This is a genomic window from Aquariibacter albus, from assembly GCF_014145335.1.
GTDB lineage: Bacteria > Pseudomonadota > Gammaproteobacteria > Burkholderiales > Burkholderiaceae_C > Aquariibacter > Aquariibacter albus.
Window position 1 is genome coordinate 1124733 of sequence record NZ_JACIVI010000001.1, and the last position, 16198, is coordinate 1140930.

A 16198-nucleotide genomic window follows, 5' to 3' on the forward strand; every position below is an offset into this window, starting at 1 on the left:
GTGGAGGACAAGAAAGCAGGAGGGCACTGGGCCCTGTCGGAACCGCGAGGCACCCTCACGGGCGCGGGCGTTCGGGGGCCGCCTCGTGGGCGGCCGGCTTCAGGCCGTCGGCGGACGCAGCGGAGGCTGCTGCGGGGCCTGGTGGGCGTGCGGGCAGGCGGCTGCACACAGCACATGGGCCGGCAGCGCAGTGGGCAGCAGGCCCGGCGCGGGGGCCGGGCTCGGATCGGGCAGGTCGCTCGGGCTGGTGCCGAGGGAGAGCGTGTTGCCGGGGCCGGTCTCGCGGACCGGCCGCTCCAGTTCGGGCGCAGCGGGCAGCAGGGCCTGCAGCACCGGGTCCGTGCGCTCGACCTCGACCTCCCCCCAGGCCAGACCCTCCAGGGCCGGCCCGACCGCCCGCCCGGGCTCCGCGGCCATCGGCAGCAGCGCAGCCAGCAGGCTCAGGGCCAGCAAGCTGCCCAGCAGCAGGGCCTGCCATCCCGGGCCCCATGCCGCGGCCCGGCCGGGGATGCGGCGCAGCAGGCTGGGCAGGGCGGGACCGGAACGGGGACAGGGCACGGCGGCTGGGGCAGGGTCGATGGGGGCGGCGGACTCTCGGCCGGGGCCAAGGTTCACACCGAGCGGGTAAACCCTAGCACATCGCAGGCCAAGTCCGTCAGCTTGGGGACAAGAAAGCCCGGCTCGGCGGAATGCGGCGCGGGCTGCTGGCCGGCGCGCGGGCCGGGGCCGGGGCGGCGGACAATCGCGGCTTTGCCCGGAGTCGTTCCGCCCCATGATCGTCCTGAGCCAACTCAGCCTGCGCCGCGGCGTCAAGCTCGTCCTCGACCATGCCGACCTGACCCTGCATGCGGGCGAGAAGGTCAGCCTGGTCGGGCGCAACGGGGCGGGCAAGTCCAGCCTGTTCGCGCTGCTGACGGGCCGGCTGCAGGCCGATGCCGGCGACTTCAGCCTGCCGCCACGCTGGCGGGTGGCCGAGGTCGCGCAGGAGATGCCCGAGACGGCCGAAGGCGCAACGGCCTTCGTGCTGCAGGGCGACACCCGGCTGATGGAGGCCCAGGCCCGCCTGGCCGCGGCCGAGGTGGCGCAGGACGGCCATGCCATCGCCGAGGGCCATGCCGGCCTGGCCGAGGCCGGCGCCTTCGACGCCCGCCCCCGCGCCCAGGCCTTGCTGCTGGGCCTGGGCTTCCGCGGCGAGCAGCTCGACGCGCCGGTCAACAGCTTCTCCGGCGGCTGGCGCATGCGCCTGCAGCTGGCCCGCGCGCTGATGTGCCCCAGCGACCTGCTGCTGCTCGACGAGCCGACCAACCACCTGGACCTGGACGCGCTCGTCTGGCTGGAAGCCTGGCTGCAACGCTACGAGGGCACGCTGCTGGTGATCAGCCACGACCGTGAATTCCTCGACGCCATCACCCGCGTGACCGTGCACCTGGAGGACGCCAAGCTCACCCGCTACGGCGCGAACTACAGCGGCTTCGAGGCCATGCGCGCCGAGCGCCTGAGCCAGCAGGCCGCGGCCTTCAGCCGGCAGCAGGACCAGATCGCCCACCTGCAGCGCTTCATCGACCGCTTCAAGGCCAAGGCCACCAAGTCCAAGCAGGCTCAGAGCCGGGTGAAGGCGCTGGAGCGCATGGAGCGCATCGGCCCGGTGCTCAGCCAGGCCGACTTCGCCTTCAGCTTCCGCGAGCCCGGCCAGCTGCCCAACCCCATGCTGGTGATGCGCGAGATGGCGTGCGGCTACCGGCTGGACGAGGGCAGGGACAAGCCTATCGTCCACGGCATCACGCGCTCGGTGCAGCCGGGCCAGCGCATCGGCATCCTGGGCGCCAACGGCCAGGGCAAGTCCACCGTGGTCAAGACCCTGGCCGGCACGCTGGGTGCGCTGGGCGGCACGGTCACCCAGGGCAAGGGCCTGGCGATCGGCTACTTCGCGCAGCAGGAGATGGACGTGCTGCACCCGGAGAGCGGGCCGCTGGAGCACATGGTCCGCCTGGCCAAGCAGGTCTCGCCCCAGGCGCGCGAGCAGGAGCTGCGCGACTTCCTCGGCCAGTTCCGCTTCGTCGGCGACATGGTGCAGCAGCCGGTCGGCAGCCTCAGCGGCGGCGAGAAGGCGCGGCTGGTGCTGGCCATGATCGTCTGGCAGAAGCCCAACCTGCTGCTGCTCGACGAGCCGACCAACCACCTGGACCTCACGACGCGCGAGGCCCTGTCGATGGCCCTCAACAGCTTCGAGGGCACGGTGATGCTGGTCAGCCACGACCGCGCACTGCTGCGCGAGGTCTGCGACGGCTTCTGGCTGGTGGCCGACGGCACGGTGCGCGACTTCGACGGCGACCTCGACGACTACCAGCGCTGGCTGCTGGAGCAAAGCCGCGAGCGCAGCCGCGCGGCCGCCACGGCGGCCATCGCGCCCGCGGCCGGGGGCACGGTCGAAGCGCCGGGAGCCACCCGCCGCGAGGACCGCCGTGCCCAGGCCCAGGCCCGGCAGAAGCTGCAGGAGCAGCTCAAGCCGATGAAGAAGGAACTGGCCCAGGTGGAAGCCCGACTGGCCGCCGCCCAGGCCGAGCAGGAGGCCGCCAGCGCCGGCCTCGGCGACCCGACGCTGGACGGCGCCCGCCGCGCCGAGCTGGGCCGCCAGCTCAAAGCCCTGGGCGAGGAGATCGAGACCCTGGAAGGCCGCTGGCTGGAGCTGGGCGAAGCCATCGACCAGGCCACGGCCGAGGCGGCCGCGGCCTGAGGGGCGGACGCAGCAGGCCCTTCCCTCAAAGCGGCAAATCACAACATATTTGCCCTTTTGATTTGCTGTAGGAATTTTTCGACACCCCGCGTTAACCCGTCCCTGCCGGCCTACACTGGCCGGGTCAGGAGAGAGCGTCCCGGGCCCGCACCCGAGGACGCCGCCGAAGGCGCCGCGCGCATGCGCTAAACGCTCAGGCCCAAGGACTGGCAAACGCGTCCCTCGGGGTCCGACACCCCCGGGGGAGGCGAGAACCTCACTGGAGAGCGGTCGCGGCATCCCGATGCCGGCGGCCCACCGAAGGGGCAAGCGGCCGGGGCGCAAGCGCCGGTTGCCAATCTCTCAGGTCCATGGACAGCGAGGGCAGTGACCGACCCACCGTGCGAGCGGCGGGTCAACCGTCATCGTCGTTCCCCCCGAGGGAGCGGCCCGCCCCGTCGCCTCCGTCCGTCCATGACCGCTGCCTTCGACCCCGCCCAAGCCCCCGCCCCCACGCCCGCCGCCGAACCGCAGCGCACGCCGCTGCATGCGCTGCACCAGCGCCTGGGCGGCAAGATCGTGCCCTTCGCCGGCTGGGCCCTGCCGGTCAGCTACCCCGAAGGCCAGGTCGCCGAGCACCGCCATGCGCGGGCCGCGGCCGCGCTCTTCGACGTCTCGCACATGGGCCAGGTGCGGCTGGACGGCCCGGGCTTCGAGGCCGTGGCCGCGGCGCTGGAAACCCTGGTCCCGGCCGATGTGCTGGGCCTGCCGGTCGGCAAGCAGCGCTACAGCCAGTTCACCACCGCCGAGGCCGGCGTGGTCGACGACCTGATGATCGCCCGTCCGCCCGAAGGCGCGCTGGGCGGTGTGCTGGGCCCGGTCTTCCTGGTGGTCAATGCCGCCAATGCCGACACCGACCTGGCCCTGCTGCAGGCCGGCCTGCCGGCCGGCATCACCGCCACCCGCCTGCAGGACCGCGCCCTGCTGGCCCTGCAGGGCCCGGAGGCGGTGGCGGCGCTGGCCCGCGTCGCGCCCGGCGCGGCCGACACGCTGAACGCCCTGCGCTTCATGGAAGGCGCGGTGGTGGAACTGGCCGGCGCGGCCTGCTGGGTGGTGCGCTCGGGCTACACCGGCGAGGACGGGGTCGAGATCTCCGTGCCGGCCGGCCAGGCCGTGGCCCTGGCCGAGGCCCTGCTGGCCGATGCCGCCGTCAAGCCCGCCGGCCTGGGCGCGCGCGACACCCTGCGCCTGGAAGCCGGCCTCTGCCTGCACGGGCATGAGCTGGACACTTCCATCACCCCGATCGAGGCCGGCCTGGCCTGGTCCATCCCCAAGGTCCGCCGTGCCGGCGGCGCGCGGGCCGGCGGCTACCCCGGCGCCGCCGTGGTCGAGGCCCAGCTGCGCGAGGGCCCGGCGCGCCGCCGCATCGGCCTGATGGCGCAGGAGCGCGTGCCGGTGCGCGACGGCGCCGCGCTGCACGATGCCGCCGGCCGCCCGGTCGGCCGCGTCTGCAGCGGCACGCTCAGCCCGGGCGTGGCCCAGCCGATCGCGATGGCCTATGTCGAGGCCGCGGCGGCCGCCGAGGGCACGGCGCTCTTCGCGCAGGTGCGCGGCCGTGGCGTGCCGGTGACGGTCAGCCCCCTGCCCTTCGTGCCGCACCGTTATCGTCGGGTCTGACCGCCTGGCCGCGGTCGCATGGCGTCCGACAGATCGCCCCGTCTTTCCGAACCCTTCCCTTCCTCAGGAACCCCCACCATGAGCCGCAAGTTCACCGCCGAACACGAGTGGATCGAGCCCACCGACGCGAACACCGCCACCGTCGGCATCACCGTCCACGCGCAGGATGCGCTGGGCGATGTCGTCTATGTCGACCTGCCCGAGGTCGGCTCGCACCATGCCCAGGGCGCCGTCGCCGGCGTGGTCGAGTCGGTCAAGGCCGCCGCCGACCTGTACATGCCGGTCAGCGGCACCGTCACCGAGGTCAACGAGGCCCTGCGCGCCGACCCCGCCCTGGCCAACAGCGACCCGCTGGGCGCGGGCTGGTTCTTCAAGCTCAAGCTGGACGACGCCGCCCAGCTCGACGGCCTGCTGGACGCCACCGCCTACGACGCCCTGACCGCGAAGTAAGCCGCCCGTCCCGGGCGACGGGCCTGCCACCCCGTCGCCGGCGCCCCCGCGGCGCCCGCCCCCTTCTCCGAGATCTGTCGATCCCCCTCCCCGCCTTCCGCAGGAGACCGCCATGCTGATGCCGTCCTTCCCTCCCCTGGCCCAGCTCGAGACCGAGCGTGAATTCGGCGCCCGCCACATCGGCCCCGGGCCCGAGGACGAGGCCGCGATGCTGGGGGCCGTCGGCGCCGCCAGCCGCGCCGCGCTGATCGAGGCCATCGTGCCGGCGGCCATCCGCCGCGGCGCGATGGACCTGCCGGCGCCGGTCGGCGAGGCCGCCGCGCTGGCCGAGCTGAAGGCCCTGGCGCGCAAGAACCGCGTGCTCAAGAGCTTCATCGGCCAGGGCTACCACGGCACGCAGACGCCGGGCGTCATCCTGCGCAACATCCTGGAGAACCCCGCCTGGTACACGGCCTACACACCCTACCAGGCCGAGATCTCCCAGGGCCGGCTCGAAGCGCTGCTGAACTTCCAGACCATGGTCGTCGACCTGACGGGTCTGCCGGTGGCCAATGCCTCGATGCTCGACGAGGCCACCGCCGCCGCCGAGGCGATGACGCTGGCGCTGCGCGTGGGCCGCAGCAAGGCCACCGCCTTCTTCGTCGCCGACGACGTGCTGCCGCAGACCCTGGCCGTGATCCGCACCCGCGCCGAGCCGCTGGGCCTGCAGGTGGTGGTGGGCCCGGCCGAGGCGGCGGGCGAGGTGCTGGCGGGCACGCCCTGCTTCGGCGCGCTGTTCCAGTACCCCGGCGCCGAAGGCGCGGTGCGCGACCTGCGCGGCCCCATCGCCGCCGTGAAGGCCCAGGGCGGCCAGGCCATCGTGGCCGCCGACCTGCTGGCCCTGACCCTGCTGGTGCCGCCCGGCGAGCTGGGCGCGGACGTGGCGGTGGGCAACACCCAGCGCTTCGGCATGCCCATGGGCAACGGCGGCCCGCATGCCGCCTACCTGGCCTGCCGCGAGGCGCACCAGCGCTCCATGCCCGGCCGCCTGGTGGGCATGAGCGTCGATGCCCACGGCAAGCCGGCCCTGCGCCTGGCCCTGCAGACCCGCGAGCAGCACATCCGCCGCGAGAAGGCCACCTCCAACATCTGCACGGCCCAGGTGCTGCCGGCCGTGGTGGCCAGCATGTACGCCGTCTACCACGGCGCGGCCGGCCTGCGCCGCATCGCCGAGCGCGTGAGCAGCTACGCCGCCGCCCTGGCCGAGGGCATCGAGCAGCTCGGCTGGACGCTGGCGCACGACACCGCCTTCGACACCCTCACCGTGCAGACCGGCGCCCAGACCGAAGCCCTGCTGGCGCATGCCGTCGAGCTGGGCATGAACCTGCGCCGGGTCGACGCCGCCCGCCTGGGCGTGAGCCTGGACGAGACCACCACCCGCGCCGACCTGGACGCGCTGTGGACCGTCTTCGCCCGCGGCGCCAGCCGGCCCGACTTCGACGTCTTCGAGAAGGGCGTGGCCCCGCGCATCCCGGCCGCCCTGCAGCGCCGCAGCGCCTACCTGACGCACCCGGTCTTCGAGCAGCACCACAGCGAGACGGCCATGCTGCGCTACCTCCGCAAGCTCTCGGACAAGGACCTCGCGCTCGACCGCACCATGATCCCGCTGGGCTCCTGCACGATGAAGCTCAACGCAACCAGCGAGATGATCCCCATCACCTGGCCCGAGTTCGCGCAGATCCACCCCTACGCCCCGGCCGAGCAGCGCGCCGGCTACGCCGAGCTGGACGCGCAGATCCGCAGCTGGCTGAGCGAGATCACCGGCTACGCCGGCATCAGCCTGCAGCCCAACGCCGGCTCGCAGGGCGAATACGCCGGCCTGCTGGCCATCCGCGGCTGGCAGCGCGCGCGCGGCGAAGGCCACCGCGACATCTGCCTGATCCCCGCCTCGGCCCACGGCACCAACCCGGCCTCGGCCCAGATGGTCGGCATGAAGGTGGTGGTGGTGGCCTGCGACGCGCAGGGCAACGTCGACCTCGCGGACCTGCGCGCCAAGGTCGAGCAGCACAGCGCGAAGCTGGCCGCGATCATGATCACCTACCCCTCCACCCACGGCGTGTTCGAGGAAGGCGTGAAGGACCTCTGCGCCCTGGTGCACCAGCACGGCGGCCGGGTCTACGTGGACGGGGCCAACATGAATGCCCTGGTCGGCCTGGCCGCGCCGGGCGCCTTCGGCGGGGACGTCAGCCACCTGAACCTGCACAAGACCTTCTGCATCCCGCACGGCGGCGGCGGCCCCGGCGTCGGCCCGGTCTGCGTGGCCGAGGACCTGGTGCCCTTCCTGCCCAAGGGCGCGGACGAGGCGGTGCACGGCGAGGAGGTGGGCGCCGTGTCGGCCGCCCCGCTGGGCAACGCCGCCGTGCTGCCCATCACCTGGATGTACATCCGCATGATGGGCGGCGAGGGCCTGACCCGCGCCACCGAGACGGCCATCCTCTCGGCCAACTACATCGCGGCCCGGCTGAAGGACGCCTTCCCCGTGCTCTACACCGGCGGGGCCGACCTGGCCGGCGGCGGCGTGGCGCACGAATGCATCCTGGACCTGCGCGCGATCAAGGACGCCACCGGCGTGACCGCCGAGGACGTGGCCAAGCGCCTGATCGACTACGGCTTCCACGCGCCGACGCTGAGCTTCCCGGTGGCCGGCACGCTGATGGTCGAGCCCACCGAGAGCGAACCCAAGGCCGAGCTGGACCGCTTCATCGAGGCCATGCTCGCCATCCGCCGCGAGATCGCCATGGTCGAGGCCGGCGCCTGGGGCCGCGACGACAACCCGCTCAAGCACGCACCGCACACCGCCGAGGTGATCGGTGCCGACACCTGGCCGCACGCCTACCCGCGCAGCGCCGCGGCCTGGCCGCTGGACAGCCTGCGCGGCGGCAGCAAGTACTGGTCGCCGGTCGGCCGGGTGGACAACGTCCACGGCGACCGCAACCTGTTCTGCACCTGCGCGCCGGTGGAGAGCTACGCGGCCTGAGGCCTCTGCCCCCCGGGGGCAGCCGGGGCGGGGCATGATCGGGGCGCGGCCGGCAGGCCGCTCCGGTCCGCCCCGCCCCGCGCCATGAGCCTCTCCGTCTTCGACCTCTTCAAGATCGGCCTCGGCCCCTCCAGCTCACACACCGTGGGGCCGATGGTGGCCGCGCGGCGCTTCACCGAGCGGCTGGCGGACGCGGGCCGGCTGGACGCCACCGCCCGCATCGTCGTCACCCTGCATGGCGCGCTGGCCCTGACCGGCCGCGGCCACGGCAGCGACGGCGCGGTGCTGCTGGGCCTGGCCGGCGAGACGCCGGAGGGCGTGGACGTGGACGGTGTGCCGGCGCGGCTGGCCGCCCTGCGGGCCGAAGGCCGCATCGGCCTGCTGGGCGGGCGGCACGCCATCGCCTTCGACGAGGCGCAGGACCTGCGCTGGGCCGGCGAGCGGCCGCTGCCCCACCATCTCAACGGCCTGCGCTTCGAGGCCTTCGCGGCCGACGGCCGCAGCCTCGCCTCGTGGGCGGCCTACTCGGTCGGCGGCGGCTTCGTCGTCGACGAGGCCGAGGCCGCGGCGCGCGATGCCGCCGCCTTCGAGGCCCCGGCACCCGGCCCCGCCCTGCCCCGCCCCTGGCGCGATGCCGCCGAACTGCTGGCCTGCTGCGCGGCCCACGGCGGCGGCATGGCCGCGCAGCAGCGCGCGAACGAGCGCGCCTGGCTGCGCCAGGGCCCCGAGGCCGCACGCTGGGCCCGCGCCGAGGACGCCGCCCTGGACGCCGAGATCGACCAGCGCCTGCTGCGGCTGTGGAACGCCATGGCGGCCTGCGTGGCCCGCGGCCTGCGACGCGAGGGCGAGCTGCCCGGCGGCTTCCGCGTGCCGCGGCGCGCGGCCAGGCTGTTCCGCGCGCTGGATCCGCAGGCTGCCGCCGCCCTGCAGGGCCGGCCCGAAGGCGAGTTCGAACCGGGGACCACCGCCCCCGCCAACCGCCCCGCCCACTGGACCCGCGCCGACGACCCGCTGCAGCTGCTGGACTGGGTCAACCTCTGGGCCCTGGCCGTCAACGAGGAGAACGCCGCCGGCGGCCGGGTGGTGACCGCGCCCACCAACGGCGCCGCCGGCATCGTGCCGGCGGTGGGCCACTACCTGGCGCGCTTCGTGCCGCATGCGGACGAGGCCGCGCGCCGCCGCGCCCTGATCGACTACCTGCTGACGGCCGGCGCGATTGGCGGGCTCTACAAGCGCAATGCCTCGATCAGCGGCGCCGAGGTGGGCTGCCAGGGCGAGGTGGGTGTGGCCTGCTCGATGGCCGCGGCCGGCCTGTGCGCCGCCCTGGGCGGCACGCCGGAGCAGGTGGAGAACGCCGCCGAGATCGGCATGGAGCACCACCTCGGCCTGACCTGCGACCCGGTCGGCGGCCTGGTGCAGATCCCCTGCATCGAGCGCAACGCCATCGCCTCCGTCAAGGCCCTGAACGCCGCCCGCATGGCCCTGCGCGGCGACGGCCGCCACCACGTCAGCCTGGACCAGGTCATCCGTACCATGCGCGAGACCGGCGCCGACATGCAGACCCGCTACAAGGAAACCTCGCTGGGCGGGTTGGCGGTGCATATCGTGGCCTGCTGAGGGGCGGGCCCCCGCTGGCTACACTGCTTTGGAGGTCGCGTCCTGTCATGACGCGGCCCCGGTCGGCGATGCGGCGCCGACCCCGATGAGCCGCCCTCCGCGCCCCTGCGGCCGGCCGGGCGCCCTGCCCCCTTCGAACGATCGCGGTCCGCGCAAGCGGGGCCGCCGGCCGCCATGCTCGACACCCTTGAAGCGCTTGCGCCGCGTGCGGCGGCGGTGCTGCCCTCGTCCACCGCCCACTGGTCGCTGCGCGGCGTGGTGGAGCGCTCCGAGAAGCTGGCCCTGCGCCAGGACGTGGCCGAGGCGCCGCAGCGCAGCCGCGATGCCGGCGTGATGCTCAGCGTGATCGACGGCGGCCAGGGCTTCGCGGCCACGGCCGACACCTCGGAGGCCGGCCTGGCCGCCGCCTTCCGGCGCGCCCATGCCCTGGCCCGTGCGGGGGCCGGCCGGGCGGTGTTCGACTTCGGCAGCTACACCCCGCCACGCGCGGCCGGCCGCTACGCCAGCGCGGTGCAGAAGCCCATCGCCAGCGCCAGCCTCGGCCAGAAGCTGGACTGGCTGCGCGGCTGGAGCGCCGCCGCGCAGGTCGACGCGCGGGTCGTCGACCGCGCCGCCAGCCTGTGGAGCGTGGAGACCGAGCAGCTGCAGCTCGACAGCGCCGGCACCCGCATCGCGCAGCGCTGGAGCTTCCTGACCCCCTCGCTGAGCGTCACCGCCCATGCCGGCGGCGTGACCCAGGTGCGCACCCAGGCCGGCCAGTACAACGGCTGGTGCCAGCAGGGCGGCCTGGAGGTGCTGGACCGCGCCGGCCTGGACCATGAGGCCGCCCGCGTGGCCCGCGAGGCGGTGGAGCTGGCCCTGGCCCCGTCCTGCCCCAGCGGCACCATGGACCTGCTGCTGATGCCCGACCAGATGATGTTGCAGATCCACGAGTCCATCGGCCACCCGCTGGAGCTGGACCGGATCCTGGGCGACGAGCGCAACTTCGCCGGCACCAGCTTCGTGACGCCGGACATGTTCGGCCACTACCGCTATGGCAGCGAGCTGCTCAACGTCAGCCACGACCCGACCCAGGCCTTCGAGTTCGCCAGCTTCGGCCACGACGACGAAGGCAGCCCCGCGACGCGGGAGATGATCATCGAGGCCGGCCTCCTCAAACGCCCGCTCGGCGGCCACCTCAGCCAGGCCCGCGCGCGTGCCGCCGGCCTGCCGCTGGACGGCGTGGCCACGGCCCGCGCCTGCAGCTGGAACCGCGCGCCCATCGACCGCATGAGCAACCTCAACGTGGAGCCCGGCAGCAGCACGCTGGACGAGATGATTGCCGCCACCGAGCACGGCGTGCTGATGCGCACCAACTGCTCGTGGAGCATCGACGACTCGCGCAACAAGTTCCAGTTCGGCTGCGAGCACGGCCAGGTGATCCGCCACGGCCGACTGGCCGAGGTGGTGCGCACGCCCAACTACCGCGGCATCAGCGCGACCTTCTGGCGCTCGCTGGCGATGGTGGGCGATGCCAGCACCTTCGAGGTGATGGGCACGCCCTACTGCGGCAAGGGCGAGCCGGCCCAGGTGATCCGCGTCGGCCACGCCGCGCCGGCCTGCCTGTTCCGCGGTGTCGACGTGTTCGGGGCCGCCCGATGAGCGCTCCCACCCTGCCGAACCCCGCCGGCCTGATCGACGAAGCCGGCTTCCAGGCCCTGGCCGAGGGCCTGTGCGGCGCCACCCCGGCCGGCTGCGAGCGCATCGGCCTGAGCCTGGAGGCCGAGGCCAGCGACTTCCTGCGCTTCAACCGCGCCGCGCTGCGCCAGGCCACGGCCGTGGTGCAGGCCGAGGCCACCGTCAGCGTGGTGCGCGGCCAGCGCCGCGCCCAGGCCAGCACCACGCTCAGCGGCGACTTGGACCGCGACCTGGCCCTGCTGCGCGCCGAGCGCGATGCCCTGCTCGCCGACCTGGACCATGTGCCCGAGGACCCCTGGCTGGCCCTGCCCGACCAGGTCGCGCAGAGCCGCCGCGACGACCGCGGCGCCCTGCCCACGGCCGAGGCGGTGATCGAGCAGACCACCCGCCATGCCCGGGGCCTGGACTTCGTCGGCTTCTATGCCGGCGGCCCGGTGCTGCGCGCGCAGGCCGACAGCCTGGGCTCGCGCCACTGGCACCGCAGCGAAAGCTTTCTCTACAGCTGGTGCGGCGTTCACCACGGCGACAAGGCCGTGAAGCAGGAACTGGCCGGCACCCGCTGGCAAGAGGCCGATTTCGCCGCCCGCGTGCAGCAGACCCGCGAGCGCCTGCCCCTGCTGGCCCGCGCGCCGCGCCCGCTGCAACCCGGTCGCTACCGCGCCCTGCTCAGCCCGGCGGCCATGGTCGAGATCCTCGGCACCCTGGGCTGGATGGGCTTCGGCCTGAAGGCCCGGCGCACGGGCGTGTCGCCGCTGGGCCGGCTGGCCGCGGGCGAGCAGGCCCTGGATGCGCGCATCCACCTGAGCGAGGACTTCGCCGCCGGCATCGCCCCGGGCTTCACCGCCGAAGGCTTCACCCGCCCGACGCGGGTGCCGCTGATCGTCGCCGGCCGCGTGCCGGCCGAGGGCGGCACGCTCAACGCCCCGCGCTCGGCCCGTGAATACGGCCTGCCGCCCAATGGCGCACGCGCCGAGGAATTTCCCGAAGCCCTGCACCTGGCGCCCGGCGAGCTGCCCGAGGCCGAAGCCCTGCAGGCCCTGGGCACCGGCCTCTACATCAGCAACCTCTGGTACCTGAACTACAGCGACCGCCAGGCCTGCCGCCTGACCGGCATGACCCGCTTCGCCAGCTTCTGGGTGGAAGACGGCCGGCTGGTGGCCCCGCTGCCGGTGATGCGCTTCGACGACGAGGTGCCGCGCCTCTTCGGCGAAGGCCTGATCGCGCTGACCGACCGGGCCGAGCTGGTGCCGCACAACGACACCTACGGCGGCCGCATGCTGGCCTCGATCACCACGCCGGGCGCACTGGTGGAAGGCTTCCGGCTGACGCTCTGAGCGCTCGATGGCGGGGCCGCGCTGCGGCCCGCCGGACCGGTGCCGCGGCCCGGGGCATCGTCTGAACAGACGGGCTTGGGCCGGCTTCTTTTCGGCCTTCGCTGCGGGCCTGGGGGAGAACACTTCGCGGGCGCGTGAACTGCGGCCGAGGTCGGCCTGCGGGCGTCCCACGCTGCAAGCCGGCATCAAGGAGTCCGGTGCCGCATGAAGCCGTCCACCCCGCGCCGTGGGAGCCACCGCGCCCACCTGACCCTTTTCCTCGGGGGCTTCGCCGGGCTGCTGGTGCTGGGCCTGTCGCTCTGGATGCATGTGCAACAGGCTGCGCAGGTCCGCAGCGCGGCAGGCATGGCGCTGCAGTCGGTGGCCCGTGCAGCTGCACAGGCCCTTGGCAGCGGGCTCGAGCTCAGCCTGCACGAAGCGAAGGTGCTGGCCGCCGCCGAGGATCTGTGGGCGCAGGGCCTGGACCGGCCCGAGGCTGGCGCGGCCCTGGCCCGTCACCAGTCGCTGCGCGAGGGCAAGGCCTGGATCGGGGTGGCCGATCTGCAGGGCCGGGTGCGGCAGGCCACGGGGGGCCTGCTGCTGGGGCGGGATGTCAGCGACCGGCCCTGGTTCTCGGCCGGCCTGAAGGGGGCCCACGTCGGCGATGTCCATCCGGCGCAGCTGCTGGCCTCGCTGCTGCCCGCCCCGGCGGATGGCGAGACGCTGCGCTTCGTCGATTTCGCCGCACCGATCGTCGTGAACGGACGCCCCCTGGGCGTGCTCGGCATCCACGGCAACTGGGCCTGGACCGCGAGGCTGCTCGACCAGATGCTGCCCCCCGCGGCGCGCGAGGCCGGGATCGAGCTGCTCGTCTACAACCGGCATGGCGAGCTGATCCAGAGCCCCGGAGGCCTGCGCAGCGGGGGGCGCGACAAGCAGATCAGTCCGGCCGGGCTGCAGGCGCTCAGCGGCCAGGGCCCGCAGGTCAGCCGCTGGGCGGACGGCCTGGAGCGCCTGTCGGTCGTGCTGCCGCTCAGCAACCCCGCGCTGGCCGAAACCCTGGGCTGGCAGGTGGTGGCACGGCAGGACCTGGCCCAGGCCGATGCGGCCCTGGCCGCGGGCACCCGTCAGGTGCTCACTGTCGGGCTGCTGATCAGCGCACTGGCCGCAGCGGCAATCGGGTGGATGAGCGGCCATCTGACGGAGCCGCTGCGCCAGATCGCTGCCGTCGCAAGCCGCATCGAGGCCGGTGCGCTCGCCCTCCCGATGCCGCAGTTCCCGAAGGGAAGCCGTGAGCTCGACGAACTGGCACGCGCGCTCGACAGCATGAAGCGCCGCCTTTTCGGCCTGCATCAGGCCATGGAAGCCCAGGTGCTTGAGCGCACCCAGGCCCTGGAGCGCGCGAACGCCGAACTGGCCCACCTCTCGCAGACCGATCCGCTGACGCAGCTGCTGAACCGTCGGGGCCTGGAGCCGCGGCTGCAGCAGGCCCTGGTCCTGACCCACCGCCACCGGGGCGCGCTCTGCCTGCTGCTCATCGACATCGACCATTTCAAGCGGGTCAACGACCTGCACGGCCACACCGTCGGCGACCGTGTGCTGCTGGCCCTGGCCGACCAGTTGCGCAGCGGCTTCCGGGCGGCCGACATCGTTGCCCGGCTCGGCGGCGAGGAGTTCCTCGTCGTGCTGACCGACAACGGCACGCACCGCGCCCAGCGCATCGCGCAGGCCCTGGTCGACAGCGTCGCGCAGCGCGACTTCCCGGAGGTCAAGCGGGTGACGCTGAGCATCGGCGTGGCCGGAACGGATGCGGTCGGCTTCGACGCCGAGGCGCTGATCCATGCGGCCGATCAGGCCCTCTACGAAGCCAAGCGCGGCGGCCGCAACCGCGTGGCCTGCTTCCCGCTGCCCGCCGGCCCGGTCCGGTCCGAAGCGGGGAGCGAGGCCACCAGCGCAGGCCCGGACCCCCTTCCCGCGACTCAGGCGCTCGACCCGCGCCGGGACGCCTGAGTCCGCCCCCCCCAGCCCCAGGCCGAAGCCGGAACACCGTCCACCACCGTGTAGCTGACGGGGTGCAGGTCCGGCAGCTGCGCCCTCAGGGCCTCGTGAACGGCCGCCAGATAGGCTGCGATGGCTTCCGGCGTGTTGCTGCCCTCGGTGATGCGCAGCACCAGCAGAGCGGCCGGCCGCCCGAGCTCCGTCAGCGACTGGCCGTCGACGAACCAGTGGGCCGGATCGACGAAGCGCAGTGAGACGGCCGTCAGCTCAGGCCGCTTGCCCAGCCGCTCGGCGGTGAGCGTGCGCAGCGTCGCCGCCAGGGTCCGGGCAAGAGGGGCCGAAGGCGCGGTGGCCAGCTCCAGATTCAGCATCGGCATGTGCGAGCCCCCGTGTCCTGAAGGCCACGCGCGGCCGACTTGCGCGCCGTCCGGGACGGTGAAGCGGCCGAGTCCGACGGCGGTCTTGCCCCGGCCAGCCACCGGCCCAGCCGCTGCAGGGCCCGGCCCAGGGCGCCGCCCAGCGCCTGGAGCTGGGCGGCCTGCCACTCGCGGCGAGCCGCCTGCGCCTGAAGCCGCAGCGTCCAGGGATCTCTCGAAGGCAGCGGCGGGCCGGCGGGCGAGAGGGGGTCGGGGTCGGGCATGTCCAGCTCCAGCTTGATCCCCTCGGCACGAGGGGTTGGCTTGACTTTAGAAAGACAAGCAAAGCCCGGAAACCGCAGCATTCGAGCAATGGCTTTGCACTTTTCGCAAAACAATCGCGACCGTGATGAACCTTCAGCTCGACGACCTGGACCTCTTTCTGCGCGTTGCCGCGCTCGGCAGCCTGTCGGCCGTCGCTCGGGAACGCAACCTGGCCGTCAGCCAGGTCAGCCGTGCCCTGAGCCGGCTGGAAGCCAGCTGCGGCCGCCAGCTGGTGCAGCGCAGCACGCATGGCCTGCGGCTGACCGACGAAGGCCATGCCCTGCGGGAGCTCGCGCCACGCATGGTCGACCTGCGCGACGAACTGCAGGCCAGCCTGGGCGAAGGCGGTGGTGTGGCCGGCTGGGTGCGCGTCAGCGCCAGCGGCGCGCTGCTGCAGGGCCTGATCGCCCCGAGCCTGCCGGAGCTGCAGGCCCGCCATCCGGCCTTGCGCCTGGACCTCTTCACCGACGACCGCCTGGCCGACCTGGTGCGAGACAACCTGGACCTCGCGATCCGCACCGGTCCACCGGTCGGTGAGCACCTGCTCGTCCGACGCCTGGGCTGGCTGAGCCGCAGCCTGTACGCCACGCCGGCCTACCTGGCCCAGGCGGGCACGCCCGACACGCTGGACGCACTGCGTGAACACCGCCTGATCGTCAGCAACAGCGTGCCGCAGATGAACCGCTGGGCGCTGGCCGAAGGCCACGGCGAAGGCCACTTCGAAGCGGACGGCCCGCTGCGCGTCGACAGCAGTGCCGGCGCACTGGCCCTGGTGCTGGCCGGGCTGGGCGTGGCCCGCGTGCTCGATCGCGTCGCTGCGCCCTGGGTGGCCCGCGGCGCTCTGCAGCGCGTGCCGGTGGCAGCCCTCTGCGGCGTGCCGCTGGCGGTGCACGCGGTGATGCGCGCCGAACGACTGCGCCTGCCCAAGGTGCGTGCCTGCCTCGACCACTGGGCCAACCTGCTGGCAGGCGGCTGAACTCCGCCCGCCGGCCCCGGCATCGGCCTGCCTCATTCGGCATCACCGAGACCCAGGCCCGTGCCGGCTCAAGCACTTGGC

Annotated in this window: 11 protein-coding genes and 2 riboswitches; of the genes, 9 read left to right on the top strand and 2 right to left on the bottom strand. The window is 73.8% G+C overall.

Annotated features, from left to right (window positions below; translation table 11 throughout):
- Nucleotides 1–99 precede the first annotated feature (99 nt).
- Nucleotides 100–558: a hypothetical protein gene (locus H4F90_RS05040; RefSeq protein ID WP_182662058.1), complete on the bottom strand. Its 459-nt coding sequence runs from the start codon at nucleotides 556–558 to the stop codon at nucleotides 100–102.
- A gap of 214 nt (nucleotides 559–772) precedes the next feature.
- On the opposite strand from H4F90_RS05040, the gene H4F90_RS05045 reads away from it, so the two are divergent.
- The 8 genes from H4F90_RS05045 (at nucleotide 773) to H4F90_RS05080 (ending at nucleotide 14473) form a co-directional block, all read left to right on the top strand.
- Complete coding sequence (locus tag H4F90_RS05045; protein WP_182662060.1) at nucleotides 773–2734, top strand: ABC-F family ATP-binding cassette domain-containing protein; 1962 nt, start codon at nucleotides 773–775, stop codon at nucleotides 2732–2734.
- Nucleotides 2735–2849: 115 nt separating this feature from the next.
- Nucleotides 2850–2953: riboswitch (glycine riboswitch) on the top strand.
- 30 nt (nucleotides 2954–2983) lie between these two features.
- A riboswitch (glycine riboswitch) is annotated at nucleotides 2984–3102 on the top strand.
- A gap of 85 nt (nucleotides 3103–3187) precedes the next feature.
- Entirely contained in the window at nucleotides 3188–4390 is a 1203-nt protein-coding gene (gene gcvT, locus H4F90_RS05050; protein WP_182662062.1) for a glycine cleavage system aminomethyltransferase GcvT, read from the top strand.
- A gap of 78 nt (nucleotides 4391–4468) precedes the next feature.
- The gene (gene gcvH, locus H4F90_RS05055) at nucleotides 4469–4840 is read left to right on the top strand and encodes a glycine cleavage system protein GcvH (RefSeq protein ID WP_182662064.1); all 372 of its coding nucleotides are present in this window, start codon (nucleotides 4469–4471) and stop codon (nucleotides 4838–4840) included.
- Between the two features lie 112 nt (nucleotides 4841–4952).
- The gene (gene gcvP / locus H4F90_RS05060) at nucleotides 4953–7856 is read left to right on the top strand and encodes an aminomethyl-transferring glycine dehydrogenase (RefSeq protein ID WP_182662066.1); all 2904 of its coding nucleotides are present in this window, start codon (nucleotides 4953–4955) and stop codon (nucleotides 7854–7856) included.
- Between the two features lie 84 nt (nucleotides 7857–7940).
- Nucleotides 7941–9473 (top strand): L-serine ammonia-lyase, encoded by a 1533-nt coding sequence (locus tag H4F90_RS05065; protein ID WP_182662068.1) that lies wholly within the window; start codon nucleotides 7941–7943, stop codon nucleotides 9471–9473.
- Between the two features lie 174 nt (nucleotides 9474–9647).
- On the top strand, nucleotides 9648–11114 hold the full coding sequence (locus H4F90_RS05070; protein ID WP_182662070.1) for a TldD/PmbA family protein: 1467 nt from the start codon (nucleotides 9648–9650) through the stop codon (nucleotides 11112–11114).
- A complete protein-coding gene (locus H4F90_RS05075; RefSeq protein WP_182662072.1) occupies nucleotides 11111–12484 on the top strand; it encodes a TldD/PmbA family protein in 1374 nt (457 codons plus the stop codon). The genes H4F90_RS05070 and H4F90_RS05075 overlap by 4 nt, the downstream gene beginning before the upstream one ends.
- A gap of 204 nt (nucleotides 12485–12688) precedes the next feature.
- The gene (locus H4F90_RS05080) at nucleotides 12689–14473 is read left to right on the top strand and encodes a sensor domain-containing diguanylate cyclase (RefSeq protein ID WP_182662073.1); all 1785 of its coding nucleotides are present in this window, start codon (nucleotides 12689–12691) and stop codon (nucleotides 14471–14473) included.
- Here the strand turns inward: H4F90_RS05080 and H4F90_RS05085 are convergent.
- Nucleotides 14443–14838: a tautomerase family protein gene (locus tag H4F90_RS05085; protein ID WP_182662075.1), complete on the bottom strand. Its 396-nt coding sequence runs from the start codon at nucleotides 14836–14838 to the stop codon at nucleotides 14443–14445. The genes H4F90_RS05080 and H4F90_RS05085 overlap by 31 nt on opposite strands.
- Nucleotides 14839–15226: 388 nt before the next feature.
- Here H4F90_RS05085 and H4F90_RS05090 point away from each other — a divergent pair, with 388 nt between their 5' ends.
- Nucleotides 15227–16117 carry a LysR family transcriptional regulator gene (locus H4F90_RS05090; RefSeq protein WP_182662077.1) on the top strand — a complete coding sequence of 297 codons (891 nt, stop codon included), beginning with the start codon at nucleotides 15227–15229 and terminating at the stop codon, nucleotides 16115–16117.
- Nucleotides 16118–16198: the final 81 nt, after the last annotated feature.

Coding starts and splice junctions, on each gene's coding strand:
- H4F90_RS05045 (WP_182662060.1), top strand. CDS start 773: ATGATCGTCCTGAGCCAACTCAGCCTGCGCCGCGGCGTCAAGCTCGTC.
- gcvT (WP_182662062.1), top strand. CDS start 3,188: ATGACCGCTGCCTTCGACCCCGCCCAAGCCCCCGCCCCCACGCCCGCC.
- gcvH (WP_182662064.1), top strand. CDS start 4,469: ATGAGCCGCAAGTTCACCGCCGAACACGAGTGGATCGAGCCCACCGAC.
- gcvP (WP_182662066.1), top strand. CDS start 4,953: ATGCTGATGCCGTCCTTCCCTCCCCTGGCCCAGCTCGAGACCGAGCGT.
- H4F90_RS05065 (WP_182662068.1), top strand. CDS start 7,941: ATGAGCCTCTCCGTCTTCGACCTCTTCAAGATCGGCCTCGGCCCCTCC.
- H4F90_RS05070 (WP_182662070.1), top strand. CDS start 9,648: ATGCTCGACACCCTTGAAGCGCTTGCGCCGCGTGCGGCGGCGGTGCTG.
- H4F90_RS05075 (WP_182662072.1), top strand. CDS start 11,111: ATGAGCGCTCCCACCCTGCCGAACCCCGCCGGCCTGATCGACGAAGCC.
- H4F90_RS05080 (WP_182662073.1), top strand. CDS start 12,689: ATGAAGCCGTCCACCCCGCGCCGTGGGAGCCACCGCGCCCACCTGACC.
- H4F90_RS05085 (WP_182662075.1), bottom strand. CDS start 14,838: ATGCCGATGCTGAATCTGGAGCTGGCCACCGCGCCTTCGGCCCCTCTT.
- H4F90_RS05090 (WP_182662077.1), top strand. CDS start 15,227: ATGAACCTTCAGCTCGACGACCTGGACCTCTTTCTGCGCGTTGCCGCG.